General features: G+C 58.8%; 14 protein-coding genes and 2 pseudogenes. 8 read left to right on the top strand and 8 right to left on the bottom strand.

The genetic code is table 11. From position 1 onward, the window contains the following. Positions 1-147: 147 nt before the first annotated feature. The 7 genes and pseudogenes from AO277_RS02550 to AO277_RS02520 all read right to left on the bottom strand — a co-directional run bounded on the left by AO277_RS02550 (position 148) and on the right by AO277_RS02520 (position 7,969). Positions 148-3,716, bottom strand: a pseudogene (locus tag AO277_RS02550) (transporter substrate-binding domain-containing protein). Positions 3,717-3,772: 56 nt separating this feature from the next. Further along, the gene (locus tag AO277_RS02545; RefSeq protein ID WP_005732559.1) at positions 3,773-4,399 is read right to left on the bottom strand and encodes a response regulator transcription factor; all 627 of its coding nucleotides are present in this window, start codon (positions 4,397-4,399) and stop codon (positions 3,773-3,775) included. A gap of 357 nt (positions 4,400-4,756) precedes the next feature. Then, positions 4,757-5,149 (bottom strand): response regulator, encoded by a 393-nt coding sequence (locus tag AO277_RS02540; RefSeq protein ID WP_044319464.1) that lies wholly within the window; start codon positions 5,147-5,149, stop codon positions 4,757-4,759. Positions 5,150-5,399: 250 nt separating this feature from the next. Further along, on the bottom strand, positions 5,400-6,731 hold the full coding sequence (locus AO277_RS02535; protein ID WP_002553115.1) for a deoxyguanosinetriphosphate triphosphohydrolase: 1,332 nt from the start codon (positions 6,729-6,731) through the stop codon (positions 5,400-5,402). Between the two features lie 173 nt (positions 6,732-6,904). Beyond that, on the bottom strand, positions 6,905-7,261 hold the full coding sequence (locus AO277_RS02530; RefSeq protein WP_002553116.1) for a hypothetical protein: 357 nt from the start codon (positions 7,259-7,261) through the stop codon (positions 6,905-6,907). After that, positions 7,258-7,650, bottom strand: a complete 393-nt coding sequence (locus tag AO277_RS02525; protein WP_044319465.1) for a phage holin family protein — start codon at positions 7,648-7,650, stop codon at positions 7,258-7,260. Before AO277_RS02525 ends, AO277_RS02530 begins: the two co-directional genes overlap by 4 nt. Positions 7,651-7,654: 4 nt before the next feature. After that, positions 7,655-7,969, bottom strand: coding sequence for an ElaB/YgaM/YqjD family protein (locus AO277_RS02520; RefSeq protein WP_002553118.1), 315 nt, complete (start codon positions 7,967-7,969; stop codon positions 7,655-7,657). 243 nt (positions 7,970-8,212) lie between these two features. On the opposite strand from AO277_RS02520, the gene AO277_RS02515 reads away from it, so the two are divergent. The 8 genes and pseudogenes from AO277_RS02515 (at position 8,213) to pcaC (ending at position 15,241) form a co-directional block, all read left to right on the top strand. Continuing rightward, a complete protein-coding gene (locus AO277_RS02515; protein ID WP_044319466.1) occupies positions 8,213-9,283 on the top strand; it encodes an acyltransferase family protein in 1,071 nt (356 codons plus the stop codon). A gap of 57 nt (positions 9,284-9,340) precedes the next feature. Continuing rightward, positions 9,341-9,583, top strand: coding sequence for a glutaredoxin family protein (locus AO277_RS02510; RefSeq protein ID WP_044319467.1), 243 nt, complete (start codon positions 9,341-9,343; stop codon positions 9,581-9,583). Positions 9,584-9,635: 52 nt separating this feature from the next. Beyond that, positions 9,636-10,565, top strand: a complete 930-nt coding sequence (gene pcaQ / locus AO277_RS02505) for a pca operon transcription factor PcaQ (RefSeq protein WP_044319468.1) — start codon at positions 9,636-9,638, stop codon at positions 10,563-10,565. Positions 10,566-10,690: 125 nt separating this feature from the next. Further along, the gene (gene pcaH, locus AO277_RS02500; protein WP_002553121.1) at positions 10,691-11,410 is read left to right on the top strand and encodes a protocatechuate 3,4-dioxygenase subunit beta; all 720 of its coding nucleotides are present in this window, start codon (positions 10,691-10,693) and stop codon (positions 11,408-11,410) included. A gap of 11 nt (positions 11,411-11,421) precedes the next feature. Further along, complete coding sequence (pcaG, locus tag AO277_RS02495; RefSeq protein ID WP_004665140.1) at positions 11,422-12,024, top strand: protocatechuate 3,4-dioxygenase subunit alpha; 603 nt, start codon at positions 11,422-11,424, stop codon at positions 12,022-12,024. A gap of 86 nt (positions 12,025-12,110) precedes the next feature. Further along, positions 12,111-13,460, top strand: a pseudogene (pcaK, locus tag AO277_RS02490) (4-hydroxybenzoate transporter PcaK). 24 nt (positions 13,461-13,484) lie between these two features. Continuing rightward, the gene (locus AO277_RS02485; protein WP_044319469.1) at positions 13,485-14,846 is read left to right on the top strand and encodes a 3-carboxy-cis,cis-muconate cycloisomerase; all 1,362 of its coding nucleotides are present in this window, start codon (positions 13,485-13,487) and stop codon (positions 14,844-14,846) included. Next, positions 14,843-15,241 carry a 4-carboxymuconolactone decarboxylase gene (gene pcaC / locus AO277_RS02480; RefSeq protein ID WP_044319470.1) on the top strand — a complete coding sequence of 133 codons (399 nt, stop codon included), beginning with the start codon at positions 14,843-14,845 and terminating at the stop codon, positions 15,239-15,241. Before AO277_RS02485 ends, pcaC begins: the two co-directional genes overlap by 4 nt. Positions 15,242-15,478: 237 nt before the next feature. Here pcaC and AO277_RS02475 read toward each other — a convergent pair whose 3' ends face one another. Then, positions 15,479-16,735 (bottom strand): OprD family porin, encoded by a 1,257-nt coding sequence (locus AO277_RS02475; protein ID WP_031595227.1) that lies wholly within the window; start codon positions 16,733-16,735, stop codon positions 15,479-15,481. Positions 16,736-17,030: the final 295 nt, after the last annotated feature.

The raw sequence follows: 17,030 nt of genomic DNA, 5'->3' as shown, positions 1-17,030 counted from the left end.
GGGGAATCGAGGGCAACTCCCTCGCTGTTGCATTGGCGGACTTCTTTTTGGTCGGCATACATGCACCTCTAGCTACATGTTATGCCCGAACACAAAATTTCTGACAGTCTCCTTGTTCCCCTTCGCTACATCGTCTTTGAAACGTCTTCAGTCAGGTTTCGCCTGCTGCAGAATCAGCGCGTCCTCAAGCTCGATCATCGCCAGCTCGACAACCTGCTGACAGGTATGGAACTGTTCATCCGGCGTGTCCGCTTCGCAGGCCTGCTCAAGTGCATCGCAGGCATCGACCACCCTTGAAGCGCTGATGATCCGTGCGGCACCTTTGATCCTGTGGCCAGGTCGCGGGTTTTCCTGCGATTGTTTTCCGGTATCAGTCTGGCCAGCAACAGCCGGTCCTCGTGATTGCTTTGCAGTAGCTGCGCAAGCAGGCGTTCAACCATTTTCGGACGGTTACCGGTCAGGTTGCTGAGGCTGTCGAGGCTGAACGGCAGAGGTGTGCGCGCCAGCGGCGAAACGGCTGTCAGCCGTTCGCTGAGCATCGAAAGGCTGATGGGTTTGAAGAGGCAGTCGTCCATGCCTGCTGCGCGGCAGCGCTCGATCTCGTCAGGCTGCGCATTGGCCGTGAAGCCCCAGACCGGACAGCGTGGCTGGCCGTCTGCGTCTTCAATCGCGCGGATTGCAGTGGTCATGTCATAGCCGTTCATGACCGGCATGTTGCAGACGACAACCACCAGATCAAAGGTATCGGTCTTCCAGTGCTCAAGCCCCTGCGCGCCGTTTTCGGCCATTTCGCAGTGGTGACCTAGAAAACCGAGTTGCTGGCAGAGCAGCAGCCGGTTGGCAGGATGGTCGTCGACGATCAGGATCCGTAGCGTCTGGTGAGCGACGGCTAGCGGTGGCGTAGTAACGGGCTGGCCTGTGAGTGGTTCAAGCGTGGTAAGCACCAGGTTCATACTGATCCGGGTGCCTTGGCCTGGTACGCTATCAAGCGAGAGGTTGCCGCCCATCATCATGCAAAGGCTGCGGCAAATCACCAGGCCCAGCCCGGCACCGGTGCGCGCCATCTGCCCGGTGTTATCGGCCTGGGCAAAGGGCTCGAACAAACGCTGCTGGTCTTCGGCGCTGATGCCTATACCGCTGTCCTGAACGGTAATGTGCAGGTGCAGCAGTTGCGGGTCCGGGCTCTCGGCTGCCTGCAGCACGATCTTGATCCGTCCCATAGGGGTGAACTTGATGGCGTTGCTTACGAGGTTGGACAGTATCTGTTTGAAGCGCAGAGGGTCGATCAGCACATCGGCGTTGATCCGGCTGTCCAGTTCCAGCACCAGGTCGAGGTCCTTCTGGCGAGCCAGACCGTCGAATACCCGCAGTACCGACTCTACCAGTCGACGCAGGTTCGCCCGCTCTGGATTCAGTGACAGCCGGCCGGATTCAATGCGCGCAATGTCGAGAATGTCACCGATCAGGTCCAGTAAGTCGTTGGCCGAGCTGTAGGCGACTTCGATGGCTGAGCGGTCCAGTTCGCCATGATCGGCACGTTTGAGCGCCAGCTCCAGCATTCCGATCACTGCATTCATGGGCGTACGGATTTCATGGCTCATGGTGGCAAGAAAGGTGCTCTTGGCACGGCTGGCAGCGTCAGCCTGTTCCTTGGCGGCCTGCAAGTCTTCAATAAGCTGGCGACGCTCGCTGATATCGATCCAGCCGCCAATGATGCCCTGCACCTCGCCCAGAGAGTCGCGAAAGGGGAGGATCCAGTGGTAGATGGTCATCTGCCGGTCGCCAATGCGCAGGGGCCGGTCGAGGATCAATGCAGTGTTACTGGCCATGACCCGTTGATAGTCGGCAGCGTATTCCCGCGCTTCGAAGGCATTGCCCAGCACTCCTTCGGTAGCGCTCTTGCCGATGATGTCTTCACGTTGCGCTGAGAAGACCCTCAGGTAGCTGTCATTGCACATACGCAGCATGCCTTCGCGATCCCGCACGTAGATCGGATGGGGCGTGCCTTCAACCAGTGCGCGCATGAATTCGAACTGGTCGCCCAGCGCCCGCTCTGCCGCTTCACGCTGACGTATCTGCCGCCGCATCCAGGCATTCCAGGCCAGCAGGCCCAGCAGCAACAGGCCTGCACTGATCAGAATCTGATAGATAAGGCGTTCGTAGTCATGCCAGCTGGCGCTTGAAGGGGCATAGGCGCGCCATCGATTGTTGATCGCCGCCAGATCCTGCGGCGCGATGCTTGCCAGCGCCTTGTCGAGAATCGAACTCAGCTCGGTGGCATTGCGTGAGGTAGCCATGGAAATCAGCGCCGGGTCCTCGCCGATGGTGGCGGTCATCTGCAGGCGTTCCTCGAAGATGCCTGAAGACAGAAAGTAGTCTGCGCTGAGCAGCGAAATGACCGCGCCTTCCGTTCTGCCCAGTGACAACATGTCCAGCGCCTGGAACGGGTTGTCGATTTCCAGCGGTACGACTCTGGGGTATTTGCGTCGCAGCCAGTCCAGCATCGGGCTGCCTTGGGTTATTGCCAGGCGTTTGCCGTCCATCTGTTCCAGATAGCTGGGCGAACCCTGGTCCTTGCGGGTGACCAGTACAAATGAGTTGTCGATATACGGCCGGCTGAAGCTCAGGTGGTCTTCTCGTTCATCGCTGGACACCAGTGCGCCGATCAGGTCCGCCTGGCCCTCGCTGACCTGGTTCAGCATATCGGTCAGGCTGGGCGAGCGCTTGACGTCGAACCTGAGGCCGGTGCGCAGGCGGACCAGTTCAAGCAGGTCGGCGGTGATGCCGCGAAAGTTGCCCTTGGCGTCAAAGAAGGTCAGCGGTGCGTACGCTTCGTTGACCACCACGCGCACGGTCGGGTGCTGAGCGATCCAGCGTTCCTCGCGTTGCGTCAGTTGCAGCTTCTGGTCGGGGAGCATCAGGTCGCTGCCGGTGCTCCAGCGCCTGGAAATGTTGATGCGCTCATCGACTGGAATCGCTTTCAGTGTCTGGTTGATGACACCCAGCAATTGTGTGTTTTCATTGCTGACGGCGAAGCTGAAGCCATTGGGCTCGTGCTTGCCGAAATTCGACATTTGCACATTGTTCAGATAGCCCTTGTTGATGATGTACTGGGTGGAAATCGTATCGCCCAGAAAGACATCGGCCTGGTTGAAGGCTACGGCGTTGATGGCGTTCTGAAACGAGGGGTAGGTCTTCAGTGTTGCACCCGGGTACGTCGCCTCGACCTCTGCGGGTGGTAAATAGTGATAGACCATGCTCAGCCGCATGCCTTTCAGGCCATCGTTGAGGGGGCGCGTGTCTCCGATCCGGGTGACCAGCACGGGCTGATCCACCGAGTAGGGCTGTGACAGTCTGATGTTGCGATCAACTGCTTCAAAGCCGTTGGCAGTGCCCAGCAGGTCGACCTGGCCTGTGATCAGTGCCTTGATCGCTGCATCGCGGGTTTCGAAGCGCTGCACCCTGACCGGCAGGGCCAGCGCATCCGAAATGATGCCCGCGTAATCGGCAGTGATGCCTTCATAGTCGTTGCCTGACATTGTGATATCGAAGGGCGGGTAATCAGGGTTCGAGATGCCGAGAGTCAGTTCACGTTGACCGCGCACCCATTGCCATTGGTTGCTGTCCAGCTTCACGTCCATGTGTGCCGGGCTTGAGCGACCAAGCAGTGTGTAATGTTCGGCCGCATAAAGGCTGGCCTGAGCACTCCAGCCCATGCACAGGCCTGTGGCCAGTATTAATAATTGTCTAAAGCGTGTGGGCATCCGGTTTCTCACACTAGCGCGTTGCGTTTTGCCATCTCGATAAGTTCTACCAAGGTTCTGGTTTTCAGCTTTTGCATAAGTCGCGTTTTGTAAGTGCTGACGGTCTTGTTACTGAGAAACATGCCCTTGGCTATTTCCTTGTTGGAGCGGCCTTGAGCAAACAATTGCAACACCATCAGTTCGCGATCATTGACCAACTTGAACAATTCCAGCTCGTTCGTCTGCCCGTCTTCGCGAACGGCACACGCCAATGCCTGACTGGGAAAGTAATTGTAGCCGGATAATACCGCTTTCACCGAACTGAGCAGTTCGCTCAGGTCTTCCTGCTTGCATACATAACCGGAAGCGCCCGATTGCATGCAACGAATGGCAAACAGGTTGGGGGTTTGCGATGTCAGCACCAGTATCTTGGAGGGCAGCCCCATCGTATTGAAGCGCGCCAGTACCTCAAGGCCGTCGAGCTTGGGAATGCTGATGTCGAGAATGATCAGGTCAGGCATGCATTCGCGAACCATTTGCATCGCGTCGACGCCGTTATCGGTTTCGCCCACCACTTCGTAATTTTCGTTTTCCAGAAGCATTCTGACTGCCATCCGGATAACCGGATGGTCGTCGATGATAAAAACTGAGTTCATATTCCATTCCATAACAAGCAGTGAAGAAAGCGCGCACCTTAGCTCAGATGTTCGGGCAGGCACATAAAGAGACTTGCTCGGCAGGCATATATAGGAAAAGTCCTACAATAATTAGCGTATCGGAGTACGTAAAAGCCTACGTTGAACACAAGTGTGTTTAAACGTTAATGCTTATTTCGGTGTGTATTTGGTTATTGATGCACGGGGTTTTTATTACTTTATGGAATCATCATTCATGTGGGTTGATGATTTCCTACGAGACTGAACGTGAATTCACAAGCAGCGCGGTTTTGCATCAGTTGCCGTTTACATAGTTGCGAGGCATTTCCGAAGTCGCTTGAAACAGGAATGCAGATGTCACTCAGGGCCGTGCCCCAGCAAGCGGCTGAGGTCAGGTCCATGCAGGGGTTTGCTCAGGCAGCCGAGCAGGGGCAGGTCGCGCTGCGTGGCAAGCTGCTGCAGGTTTTCAAGCTGTACATCAGGCAGGCCGCTGAGAAGAATGGCCTGATGCAGCAAGCCTTGACGGGCTGCCTCGTCGATCAGGTCAAGGCCTGACATATCCGGCAGGCACTGATCGCACAGTAACAGCCCATAGGGCTCCGGGCTGCGTTGCATGGCAGCCATGGCCTCTGCGGCGGTGAGTGCGGGAGTCAGTAGAAAATAGCCCTGATTGTTGAGCAGCACCTGAGTGGCGATCAGTTGAAACGGGTGATCTTCCACCAGGAGGATGCGCAGGCTGTGTGTGGACATGAGTTTTCCGGAAAGGCCCTGGCGAGACGTTCAGGCCTCGCAGACGGCGTGCGGACCGTTAGTATCGCAGGCGGATGGATGACGAGCCGGAGTGGCATTCGAAGTGGCTGTAATTATTGAGGGATGCAAGAAAAGCTGCGATAGGACTCGTCTGACATGCATGTAGGGCCTGTCTGAGTTTTGCGAGGCAATCAGGTCTGACCAGCGTTGTATCTGCATGCGCGCAGGTACTCGGTTGGTCTTATCAAGGCTAAATCTGTCCGGAGCGGCCAGTCATTTCCCGGGCCATCTCACTGGCATAGCTGTCGGTCATGCCGGCGATGAAGTCGATCATGCGCAGGAACGATGCATGCAGCGGTGCCTTGGGATCCGGCGCGCTGTTGCCCAGCAGGTCGAGGATACGTCGGTGCTTGAAGGAGGGCGTCCTGCCGCCAAACTGTTCGACCGCTGCACCGCAAAAGGCGTTTAAGAGGATTTCCAGTGTGGTGTAGGCACCTATTTCATGCAGCGTCTTGCGCTTGTCCTGAAAGATTTTCTTGCGCGCCATGTCCTTGGCGTTCAGTACGCAGCGTTTGGCCGGGCCGTGCATGTGTTCCACGAGATCCCCGGGCAGCGTGCCCGCAAGCAGGGCGTCCTGTTGCTCGACGAATGCTCTGGCCGCTGCGTTGGTCAGGTGCTCGATGGCCTTGCCGCGCAGGATGGCCAGCTTGCGCCGCCGTGAGTCGCCAGGGCCCAGTTGCCGATAGGTTTCCGGAAGATCATCGCCGACCAGTCCAAGCAGAAGTGACTCCACTTCCGCGTAGTCCAGCAGGTCCATCTCCAGGCCGTCCTCCAGATCGATCAGTGCATAACAGATGTCATCGGCGGCTTCCATCAGGTAAACCAGTGGATGGCGCGCCCAGCGTTGTTCCTCAAGCTGCGGCAAACCCAGCTTGCCAGCGATCTGCTCAAGGATTGGCAGTTCACTCTGATAGCAGCCGAACTTGTGCTTCTTGTAGCCCAGCGAGTCTGCGTGGCGAGCGGTCCACGGGTATTTGAGGTAAGTGCCCAGTGTTGCGTAGGTCAGACGGGTACCGCCGTCGAACTGGTGGTACTCCAACTGCGTCAGCACCCGAAAGCCCTGGGCATTGCCCTCGAAATTGAGAAAGTCATTGCGCTCTGTCTCGCTCATCGCGTCGAGCCAGCCACGTCCGGCAGCCTGATTGAACCAGTTGCGAATTGCGTCTTCGCCAGAATGGCCGAACGGTGGGTTGCCAATGTCGTGTGCCAGGCAGGCGGATTGTACAACCATGCCCAGGTCGCTTGGGTCGCACCAGTCGGGCAGCGCAGTGCGCAGGGTTTCGCCAACGCGCATGCCCAGTGAGCGGCCGACGCAGCTGACTTCCAGCGAGTGAGTCAGGCGGGTATGAATATGGTCGTTGCTGGACACCGGATGGACTTGCGTCTTACGTCCCAGACGGCGAAACGCACCGGAAAAGATGATCCGGTCATGGTCCTTGTGAAACGGACTGCGCCCTAATTCTTCGGGGCTGTGCAGTGTCTTGCCAAGTCGTTCGCGGTTAAGCAGGGTTTGCCAATCCAAGGCGTTCACTCCGTCAGTAATGTTGGCCGTAGCTTCCCGGTTCGGCATGCCTGCCGCAAGGCCTGAAGCGCGGACAGACAGAAACAGGGTGTGTTGAAAAGCAAATGCCCGCCCCGGAGCACCGGAGCAGGCATTTGTCACAAGGCTCGAATCACGCAAAAGGTCTGGCGTAATCAGAGCCTGCGGTTGCGGTTCTGGATGGCGCGACTCTGCATGGCGACCTTGATCAGTGGCGTCAGCGTGATGCCGAGCTTCAACAGGCGACCCAGCAGGCTGGTGCGTCCGGTCTTGGCACGTTTGCCGCTCAGAAACCCCAGCAGGGCGACCGAGCCCACTCCCCAGAGTGGCGCGTGGCGAAAGCCGAGCGCGCTTTTCCAGTCATGGCGGATCCCGCGAAAGCGTTGCAACGGCTGCAGCAGTTGCGTCGACTCATGACGAATTTCCTGACGGTGCATCTCCATGCGCAGGCGGATCAACGCCTTGCGCAGTTCTCGACGGGTATTACTCTGGTGCGACTTGGGTTCACTCATGGCATCAATCGCTCGCGGTCGTTGGCCAGCTCTTCAAGGGTTGCGTGGAATGGCGACGACTCATCGAAAATCGCTGCCTTGAGGCGCAGCCCGCAGAAGATGGCGGCCAGCAGGTAGAACGTGCAAAGGCCGACGATACCGGCCAGGCGATAGCTGTCCCACAGAACGATCAGCAACAAGGCCGAGAGCCCAGTGAGCAGCAACAGGCCGAAAACCAGCGCCAGTCCCGCGAACAGCAGCAGGCTGACGGTACGTGCCTTCTGCTCCTGCAATTCGATGCCGAACAGCTCGACGTGCGTGTGCAGCAGGCCAAGGAATGCAGTGCCAAGACGCCGCGGTGAAGAGCCCGAAGTTCCCTCGGGCGGTGCTGATTCCGTTCCCAGAGTCATGATGTTAGCGCCTTGTAGCCAGCAGACCGATCAGAAAGCCGACGCCTGCGGCGATACCGACTGACTGCCAGGGGTTGTTCTGAACGTAATCTTCGGTAGCGATCACTGCAGCCTCACCGCGCTCACGAAGCGAATCTTCAGTGGTCTTCAGTGTTTCCTTGGCACGCAGCAGGCTCTCACGAATCTGGGCACGCAGTTCATCGGCCTGATCACCGGCCAGTGATGCGGTATGCGCCAGCAATTTCTCAGTGTCGGCGACCAGTACCTGGAAGTCGGCTCTCAGGATTTCCTGAGCATTCTGTGCAGTTTGGCGGGCCATGATGTTCTCCGTTTGGTGGGCGTATGAATGTTTCGAGTACAGGTGATTCCTGAAGGTTCACTTCGATTGCCGTCTGGTGTTCGATCAGGCTGCGTGCTGCCGCTGCACCTTACTCCAAAAGTATCTGTCAGGAAAAACCGCGACGTGTTGAAGATTGGGGTTCCGTATTTCTGGCCATTGGCTATGCTCCACACGCGTGATCACGTACATGGCGCGCGATATGAGAGCTGAATGGAGAGAGGCATGGAGCGGCTGTATTCCCTGCAGGGGCTCAGGGGCATGGCTGTCCTGGGTGTGGTGTTGTTTCACATGATGTCGGTAGAGAGCAAGTTTTCCGGTGGCGATATCCTTCTGCCGCCAATGCTCGATTTTTTTCAGTTGGGTGTCGATCTGTTCTTTGTCATCAGCGGTTTCGTGATGGTGATCGTCAGTCGTGGCCGTTTCCAGAGTGGGGTCGAGGCCCGGCGCTTTCTGTTCAACAGGGTGTCGCGGATCTACCCCACGTACTGGCTGTACTTTTTCATTACGCTGGCGGTGTACCTGGTGCAGCCGGGCATGGTCAACAGCGGGCATGGGGCTTCCAACTTGATTATGTCGTTCCTGCTGCTGCCCAACGATAAAGTGCTGCTGGTGATGGTGGCCTGGTCGCTGCTGTTCGAACTGTGGTTCTACGTCGTGTACTCCGGCTTTCTGTTGTTTCGTGAACGCAGCGTGCCGCTTCGGCTCGGCGGCTGGGCGCTGATCATTATCGTGTTCAACGTGCTGGCCGACTGGCAGGACTATTCGCCCGCATTGAAGATCATCCTGCATCCCTACGCCCTTGAATTCATTCTCGGCGCAGCGCTGGCGTTGTTCTTTTATGGTCGGCACAGCGCGCGCGTGCCGACCGCTGCCGTCCTTGCCTCGCTGGGAGGTGCGCTGCTGCTGGGCGTGCCCCTGATCGGTTACTTCCGGTTATACGACAGTCAGGGCTTGCTGCGCATGCTCATGGTCGGCGGTACTTTCGGCCTGTTGGTACTGACCCTTGTCCTGCTCGAACGACGTCGACAACTGGCTGTGCCAGGGTTTTTGGTCGCTGTGGGCGACATGTCCTACACGATCTATCTGTCTCATCTGCTGGTGTTGGGGGTGATCGGGCGGGTGTGGAGCCTGGTCGGTGCCTGGCCCGAAAGCTATCTGGACAACCTGTTTTTCGCGCTGCTGATGATGGCGGCAACGGTGTGTTACGGCTGGGTCGGTTACCGTTGTTTCGAGAAACCGGTACTGGACCGCGCCAACGCGTTCAGCAAGACGCATTTCCGGGTGTCGACGTGATCGCGGGGTGCGCCTAGAATAATTTTCGGTTGTAGAGGATTTGCCGAGGATCAATTCATGCCGCCCGAATGCCAGCTGTTCAGTACCCTGGGCTGCCCGCTGTGCGAGGTTGCCGAAGCGGTTTTACTGCCGTTCGCCATCGAGCACGGCCTGCTGGTTGGGCTGGTCGACATCTGCGAGGATGAACAACTGTTCGAGCGTTACGAGTTGCGCGTCCCTGTGTTGCGTCGAGTCGACACCGGGGATGAGCTGGACTGGCCATTTGACGCGCCTCAGGTAGCTTCGTTTTTGAGTCGTTGAGCGGCATTGTCGTAGAGCTGCATTCTTCTTTATCCCCCGGACCCGACGCGCATTGAATATTGATACCCGCATCAAATTTCGCCATCTGGTGTGCTTTCTCGAGGTGGCTCGGCAGGGCAGTCTGGCGCGTGCCTCCGATGTACTGGCAATCAGTCAGCCCGCGCTGTCGAAAAGTCTCAAGGAGCTGGAAACACTGCTGGCCACCACCTTGTTTGTGCGCAGCAAGAGCGGTGCGGCGCTGACCGAGGCGGGGGTGGCATTCATGCGTTTCGCCGGGCCGAGCGTCCAGGCCCTGCGTGAAGGTGTCAGTAGCCTGCGCTCGGGTGAACATGAAACTGTTACCGCACGGTTGGGCGTGCTGTCCACGGCTGAAAGCCTGTTGGTTCCGGAGGTGGTCCATCGTCTGCACGAGCGCCACCCCGCGTTGATCGTCAGCGTGATGACCGGCCCCAGTGCCTACCTGCTGTCGCAACTGAGGGTAGGGGAGCTGGACCTCGTGGTCGGGCGCATGACTGACAGCCCGCAGATTCAGGGGCTGACGTTCGAGCATCTGTACAACGAGTCGATGACGCTGGTGGTGCGCAACGATCACCCGTTACTGACGGCACCGCTCAAGCCTGAAAGTCTGGAGCAGTTCCCGCTGGTGTTGCCGCTGGCGGGCACCAGCATCCGCAAGTTTGCCGACAGTCTTTTCGTACAATGCGGTATCCGCATGCCGCGTCAGCGCCTTGAAACCCTGTCACTCACCCTGAGCCGCCGCTATGTGCAGTGCAGCGATGCGGTGTGGATCGCGCCACTGGATGCGGTGTCGCTGGAGTTGAAAGGCGGCACGCTGGTGGAGCTGGACATGGGTATTCGCGAGCCGGGCGGATCGGTCGGCCTGTGCAGCAACCCGGCCCTGCCGCTGACACGCGCGGCGCAATGGTGTGTGGATGAGCTGCGAGGCGTCGGAGAGACCTACCGCAAAGCGCAGTATGCATAACCATTTGGTTATGGATAACCGGTTTTATTTCAATTTTCTATAAGCATGGATCACGCGACACTTAGCCGCAGCCTGTAGCGCAAGTGATCGACGCCTGCGCCCATAAGAAAAACAAGGAGAACGCCATGTCTGCCGCGGACAATAGCCGCTTCGTCATTCGTGACCGAAACTGGCACCCCAAAGCCCTGACACCTGATTACAAGACCTCGATCCTGCGCTCGCCGCGTCAGGCGCTGGTCAGTATCCCGCAATCCATTTCCGAAACCACGGGCCCGGATTTCTCGCATTTGAAGTTTGGTCAGCACGACAACGATCTGCTGCTCAACTTCAACAACGGCGGGCTGCCCATCGGTGAGCGCATCCTGCTGGCCGGCCGGGTCTGTGATCAGTACGGCAAGCCGATTCCGCATACCTTGGTGGAGATCTGGCAAGCCAATGCCGGCGGGCGTTATCGCCACAAACGCGATGCCTATCTGGCACCCATCGACCCCAACTTTGGCGGTGTAGGGCGAGCGCTGACCGACAGCGAAGGCAATTACAGCTTCCGCACCGTCAAGCCAGGCCCTTACCCGTGGCGCAACGGCCCTAACGACTGGCGTCCGGCGCATATTCATGTGTCGATCAGCGGCCCGTCGATTGCCACCCGCCTGGTCACCCAGCTGTATTTCGAAGGCGATCCGTTGATTCCTATCTGCCCGATTGTCAAGGCCATCGCCAACCCGGACGCCGTGCAGAGCCTTATTGCCAGGCTCGATCTGGGGATGGGTAATCCAATGGATTGCCTGGCGTACCGCTTTGACATCGTGTTGCGCGGCCAGCGCAAGACACACTTCGAAAATTGCTGAGGAGGCCCGACATGCCCGTTCAATTACTGCAGGAAACCCCTTCGCAAACCGCTGGCCCGTACGTGCACATCGGTCTGGCACCGCAAGTGGCCGGCAATCCGACCCGCGAGCTGGAAATCTGGAACGAGATGGCCAGGCCCGACGCGCCGGGTGAGCACATCGTGCTGCTGGGCAACGTCTTCGACGGCAACGGTCATCTGATCCGCGATGCGTATCTGGAATTCTGGCAGGCCGACCATCAAGGTGCGTATCACAGCGAATTCGATCCGGAGCGGCCGTTCAACGGCTTCGGCCGCACGGCGACCACTGACGACGGCCAATGGATTCTGAAGACCATCAAGCCAGGCTCGGCACATAATGCGGCCGGGGTGCCGATGGCTGCGCACATCAACGTTTCGCTGTTTGCCCGTGGTATCAATATTCATCTGCAGACGCGGCTGTATTTCGACGACGAAGCGCAGGCCAATGCTCAGGACCCGGTGCTCAATCTGATCGAGCAGCCGCCGCGTCGCGAAACGCTGGTCGCGCGCCGCTGCACGCATGATGGGCAAACGGCCTATCGTTTTGATATCCGCGTGCAGGGTGAGGGCGAAACAGTGTTTTTCGATTTCTGAATCGGTTGTCGATTTGCGTATCAATGTGCGTGCGTTCCCGGCGCCTGCATCGGCAGGCGACCTTATAAAAATAAAAGGACATCTCCATGACGCTTTCCGCCAGCCGGCCTGTGCCGTGTACGCTCGACGTTCAGGCCTTCATCAATGCGCAACCGCTGTCCGGGTATCAGTGGCGGGTGGTTGCGCTGTGTTTTCTGATCGTGTTTCTCGATGGCCTCGATACCGCCGCAATGGGCTTCATTGCACCAGCGCTCAGCCAGGACTGGGGCATCGACCGGGCCAGCCTGGGCCCGGTGATGAGCGCTGCGCTGATCGGCATGGTGTTCGGCGCGCTGGGTTCCGGCCCGCTGGCCGACCGGTTCGGGCGCAAGGTCGTGCTGGTGTTCGCGGTGTTCCTGTTCGGTCTGTTCAGCCTGGCGTCTGCCTACAGCAGCAACATTGATCAACTGCTGGTATTACGCCTTCTGACCGGGCTGGGGCTCGGTGCAGCGATGCCCAATGCCACCACGTTGTTGTCGGAATACACGCCCGAGCGGCTCAAGTCGCTGCTGGTGACCAGCATGTTCTGTGGTTTCAATCTGGGCATGGCCTGTGGTGGGTTTGTGTCGGCCAAACTGATCCCGAGCATGGGCTGGCACAGCCTGCTGATGCTGGGCGGTATTCTGCCGTTGATACTGGCGATGGTACTGATGGTCTGGCTGCCGGAATCAGCGCGGTTTCTGGTGGTGCGCAATCGCGGTGCGGAGCGTATTCGCAAAGTGCTGGCACCGATTGCGCCGAAGGCGTTGGCTGGCATCACCGATTTCAGCGTTCCCGAGCAGAAAACGGTCAGTAGCCGCAACGTGCTGAAAGTGATTTTCTCCGGTACATACAGCGCTGGCACGCTGTTGCTGTGGCTGACGTATTTCATGGGTCTGGTTATCGTCTACCTGTTGACCAGCTGGCTGCCGACGTTGATGCGCGACAGTGGCGCTAGCATGGAACAGTCGGCCTTCATCGGCGCGCTGTTTCAGTTCGGCGGGGTGCTGAGTGCAGTGGGGGTCGGCTGGGCAATGGATCGTTACAATCCGCATAAGGTCATTGGTCTGGCCTATGCGCTGGCGGGTGTGTTCGCCTGACTGGTCGGGCAGAGTCTGGGCAATGTCGCCTTGTTGGCCACGCTGGTGCTGCTGGCCGGTATGTGCATCAACGGCGCACAGTCGGCAATGCCTTCACTGGCAGCGCGTTTCTACCCCACTCAGGGGCGTGCCACTGGCGTGTCGTGGATGCTCGGAATCGGCCGCTTCGGCGCGATTCTCGGCGCCTGGGCCGGTGCCACACTGCTGGGCCTGGGCTGGAGCTTCGAACAGGTGCTGACGGCGCTGGCAGTCCCGGCTGCCCTGGCCGCGATAGCGGTGCTGATCAAGGGCTGGGTCAGTCATTCGGACGCTACCTGAAACCTTTCAATCTGGAGTGGTGATGTGAACAGAGTGAGCAATCAACTTTTCGATGCCTACTTCATGCAACCCGAAATGCGCGAGATCTTTTCGGATGAAGGCCGGGTACAGGGCATGCTCGATTTCGAGGCTGCGCTGGCTCGGGCACAGGCACGCGTCGGCCTGATCCCGCCCGAGGTGGTCGCCGACATCGAACTGAGCTGCGACACACGGCTGTTCGATTTCGACGCGCTGGCAATTGCCATCGGCAGTGCCGGCAATTCGGCGATTCCGCTGGTCAAGGCGCTGGGCAAACAGATAGCCGCGAGCAGTGCTGAGGCCGAGCGCTATGTGCATATGGGCGCAACCAGCCAAGATGTGATGGACAGCGGGCTGATTCTGCAACTGCGTCGAGCGATCGTGCTGCTTGAGCGTGATCTCACCCGACTGGCCGATGCGATGGCTGAGCAGGCACAGCGTCATGCTGGCACGCCACTGGCTGGACGCACCTGGCTGCAGCAGGCTACGCCGGTCACCCTGGGGATGAAAATCGCTGGCTGGCTGGGCGCGATCAGTCGTCATCGACAGCGCTTGAACGAGATCAAACCGCGCCTGTTGTGTCTGCAATTCGGCGGTGCTTCCGGCAGCCTCGCGGCGCTGGGCGATCAGGCCTTTTCGGTGGCCGAAGCACTGGCGGGCGAGCTGCAACTGGAGTTGCCCGAGCAGCCCTGGCACACCCAGCGCGACCGACTGGTGGAGTTTGCCGGTCTGCTGGGCCTGATCGCTGGCAGCCTCGGCAAACTGGGGCGCGACGTGAGCCTGCTGATGCAGACCGAAGTGGGCGAGGTCTTCGAGCCTTCGGCGCCGGGCAAGGGCGGATCTTCGACCATGCCACACAAGCGCAACCCGGTTGGCGCTGCGGTCATGATCAGTACAGCCACCCGCGCCCCGGGGCTGGTCGCCACCATGTTTGCGGCCATGCCGCAGGAGCATGAACGCAGTCTGGGCCTGTGGCATGCCGAGTGGGAGACTTTGCCGGAGCTGTGCTGCCTGGTTTCCGGTTCGCTGCAGCAGGCGTTGCAGGTGCTACCCGGCCTGCAGGTCGATGCCGAGCGCATGGCGATCAATCTGCAGTCCACCAAAGGGCTGGTGCTCGCCGAGGCAGTGAGCATTGCGCTGGCTCAGCGCATCGGGCGCGACGCTGCCCACCATCTGGTTGAACAGTGCTGCCGGAGTGCGGTGGAGCAGGGCGCGCATTTGCGTCAGGTACTTGGCGAAACCCCGCAAGTCAGTGAGCAGTTTTCTTCCGACGAGCTGGATCGTCTGCTTGATCCGGCCCATTACCTTGGCCAGGCCCGACAATGGGTCGAGCGTGCCGTGGCTGAACACACAAGGATTTCCCGATGACCGAAGACGAACGTTACGAAGCTGGCATGCAGGTGCGCCGCGCAGTGCTGGGCGATGCGCATGTCGACAACAGCCTGAGCAAACTGACGCCGTTCAATGAAGAATTCCAGGAGATGATTACCCGTCACGCCTGGGGTGATATCTGGACACGTCCAGGGTTGCCGCGCCACACGCGCAGCCTGATCACCATTGCGATGCTGATCGGCATGAATCGCGAGGGCGAATTGCGCCTGCACCTGAAGGCCGCAAAAAACAATGGCGTGACCCGTGAGGAAATCAAGGAAGTGCTGATGCAGAGCGCGATCTACTGCGGCATTCCGGCGGCCAATGCGACGTTCCACCTCGCCGAAGCGGTATGGGATGAAATGGGTGTGGAGTCGTTGAAGGAGGATTGAAAAGTCGCATAACAAGGAGTGCTGCAGCGAAATGTCATGCCTTACCCGCGTTCACTGCCCATAAATGAAAGCGCTGTTTTATCACGAAGTCGGGCCTCAATCTCACTGACTCGCAGAACCAGCGCGTGGCGCGTNCGCAGAGCGTCCAGAACTGCATGCCGACGCGGAGCGTCGGCACGATAGTCAGTTAGATTTCTGTATAACGATGAGTGATCAACCGTGGCGGCGTTTTTGTTTTTAGAGCAGCGACAGCGGGTAGCTGACGATCAGGCGGTTTTCGTCGAACTGGTTGGTGTTGTAGTCACGCCGCATGGTGGAGTTGCGCCATTTGAGCGACAGACTTTTGAACGCGCCACTCTGGAACACGTACGCCAGCTCGGTTTCCCGTGCCCACTCTTCGCCATCGGTGATAGCGCCGGTGTGTACATTGTCACCGCTGATGTAGCGGTTCATCAGGGTCAGGCCGGGTGCGCCCAGGGCTGCGAAGTCGTAGTCGTGACGCAGCTGCCAGGATTTCTCCCTGGCGTTGTCGAAGCTGGAGTTGTAACTGTCGTTGGCCAACGTCCCGCCACTGGTACCGTTGACGCGCATCCAGGCGCTGTCGCCGCTGACCTTCTGCAAACCCAGGTAAAAGGTGTTACCGCCGTGCCGTGCCGAGAGCATCGCTGACCAGGTCTTGTTGTCCAGATCACCGGCCAGCGACTGGCCGTCGTCTTTGCCCTGGAAGTAGCCAAGGTTGGCACCCAGCGTCCAGCTGCCCAGCGGCTGGCTGTGCAGCAGGTTGAAATATTGCTGGTGGTAGATGTCTTCAAGCTCGGCGTACCACACGCCGACCTGGGTGCGCTTTTCGTTGAACACGTACTCGCCGCCGCCGAAGTTGAAACGGTCTGAGGTGAACGCTGAGCGGCCGTTCAAGGACATGTCTTCCATGCTGGCGTCGTTGCGCGGACTGTTGCCGCGGAACTGGCCGCCGTACAGGGTCAGCCCGTCGATCTCTTTGGAAGTGATTTGCCCGCCCTGAAAGGTTTGCGGCAGCGAGCGCCCATCATCTGAACGCAGGATCGGCAACACGGGCATCCACTCGCCGACCTTCAATTCGGTCTTCGAGAAGCGCGCCTTGCCCGCCACGGCCAGTCGCCCGAAGTCGTCGGCCGGGCGTCCATCGCTGTGGATCGGCAGCAATTGCGTGCCGCCTGTTCCCTTGCCGCCGTCTAGCTTGAGCGAGTAAAGGCCCAGCGCATCCACACCAAAGCCAACGGTGCCTTGGGTGAAGCCGGAGCGGGCATCGAGGATGAAGTTCTGCGTCCACTCCTCGGCGTAGTTCTGCGCATTGGCCGGGTCGACGAAGTTGCGGTTGATATAGAAGTTGCGTAGGTTCAGATTGACCTTGGCGTCTTCGACGAACCCGGCAGCATTGCCGCTGATGGGTGTCAGGTTTGCAGCAATGGCCGCAGACAGACCGCAAAGGAGTTTGCAGGAGGAATTAGCGCGCATGGAACAGACCTTTTTTGTAGTTATTGAGTCGTGTAGCTGGCTACGATAGTGAAAGGCCGGAAGGTGCCGTGCAATTGTGAAATAACTGTTTCGGGCGATAATCGAACGTTAATGAACCGGTTCGAACATTTTGTGGAGGGCGTTGCAAACGTGTGTGCGATGCTCACTGGTCTGTAGATACGGGTCTGTAAACATAGGCGGCGTGCTCTGGCGTTTTCGGCCACGGCGTCGAGACTGTCAGAAATTTTGTGTTCGGGCATAACATGTAGCTAGAGGTGCATGTATGCCGACCAAA

This window comes from Pseudomonas amygdali (assembly GCF_002699855.1).
In the GTDB taxonomy this organism is placed as follows: Bacteria; Pseudomonadota; Gammaproteobacteria; order Pseudomonadales; family Pseudomonadaceae; genus Aquipseudomonas; species Aquipseudomonas amygdali.
This window is presented reverse-complemented; position numbering and strand designations above follow the sequence as displayed.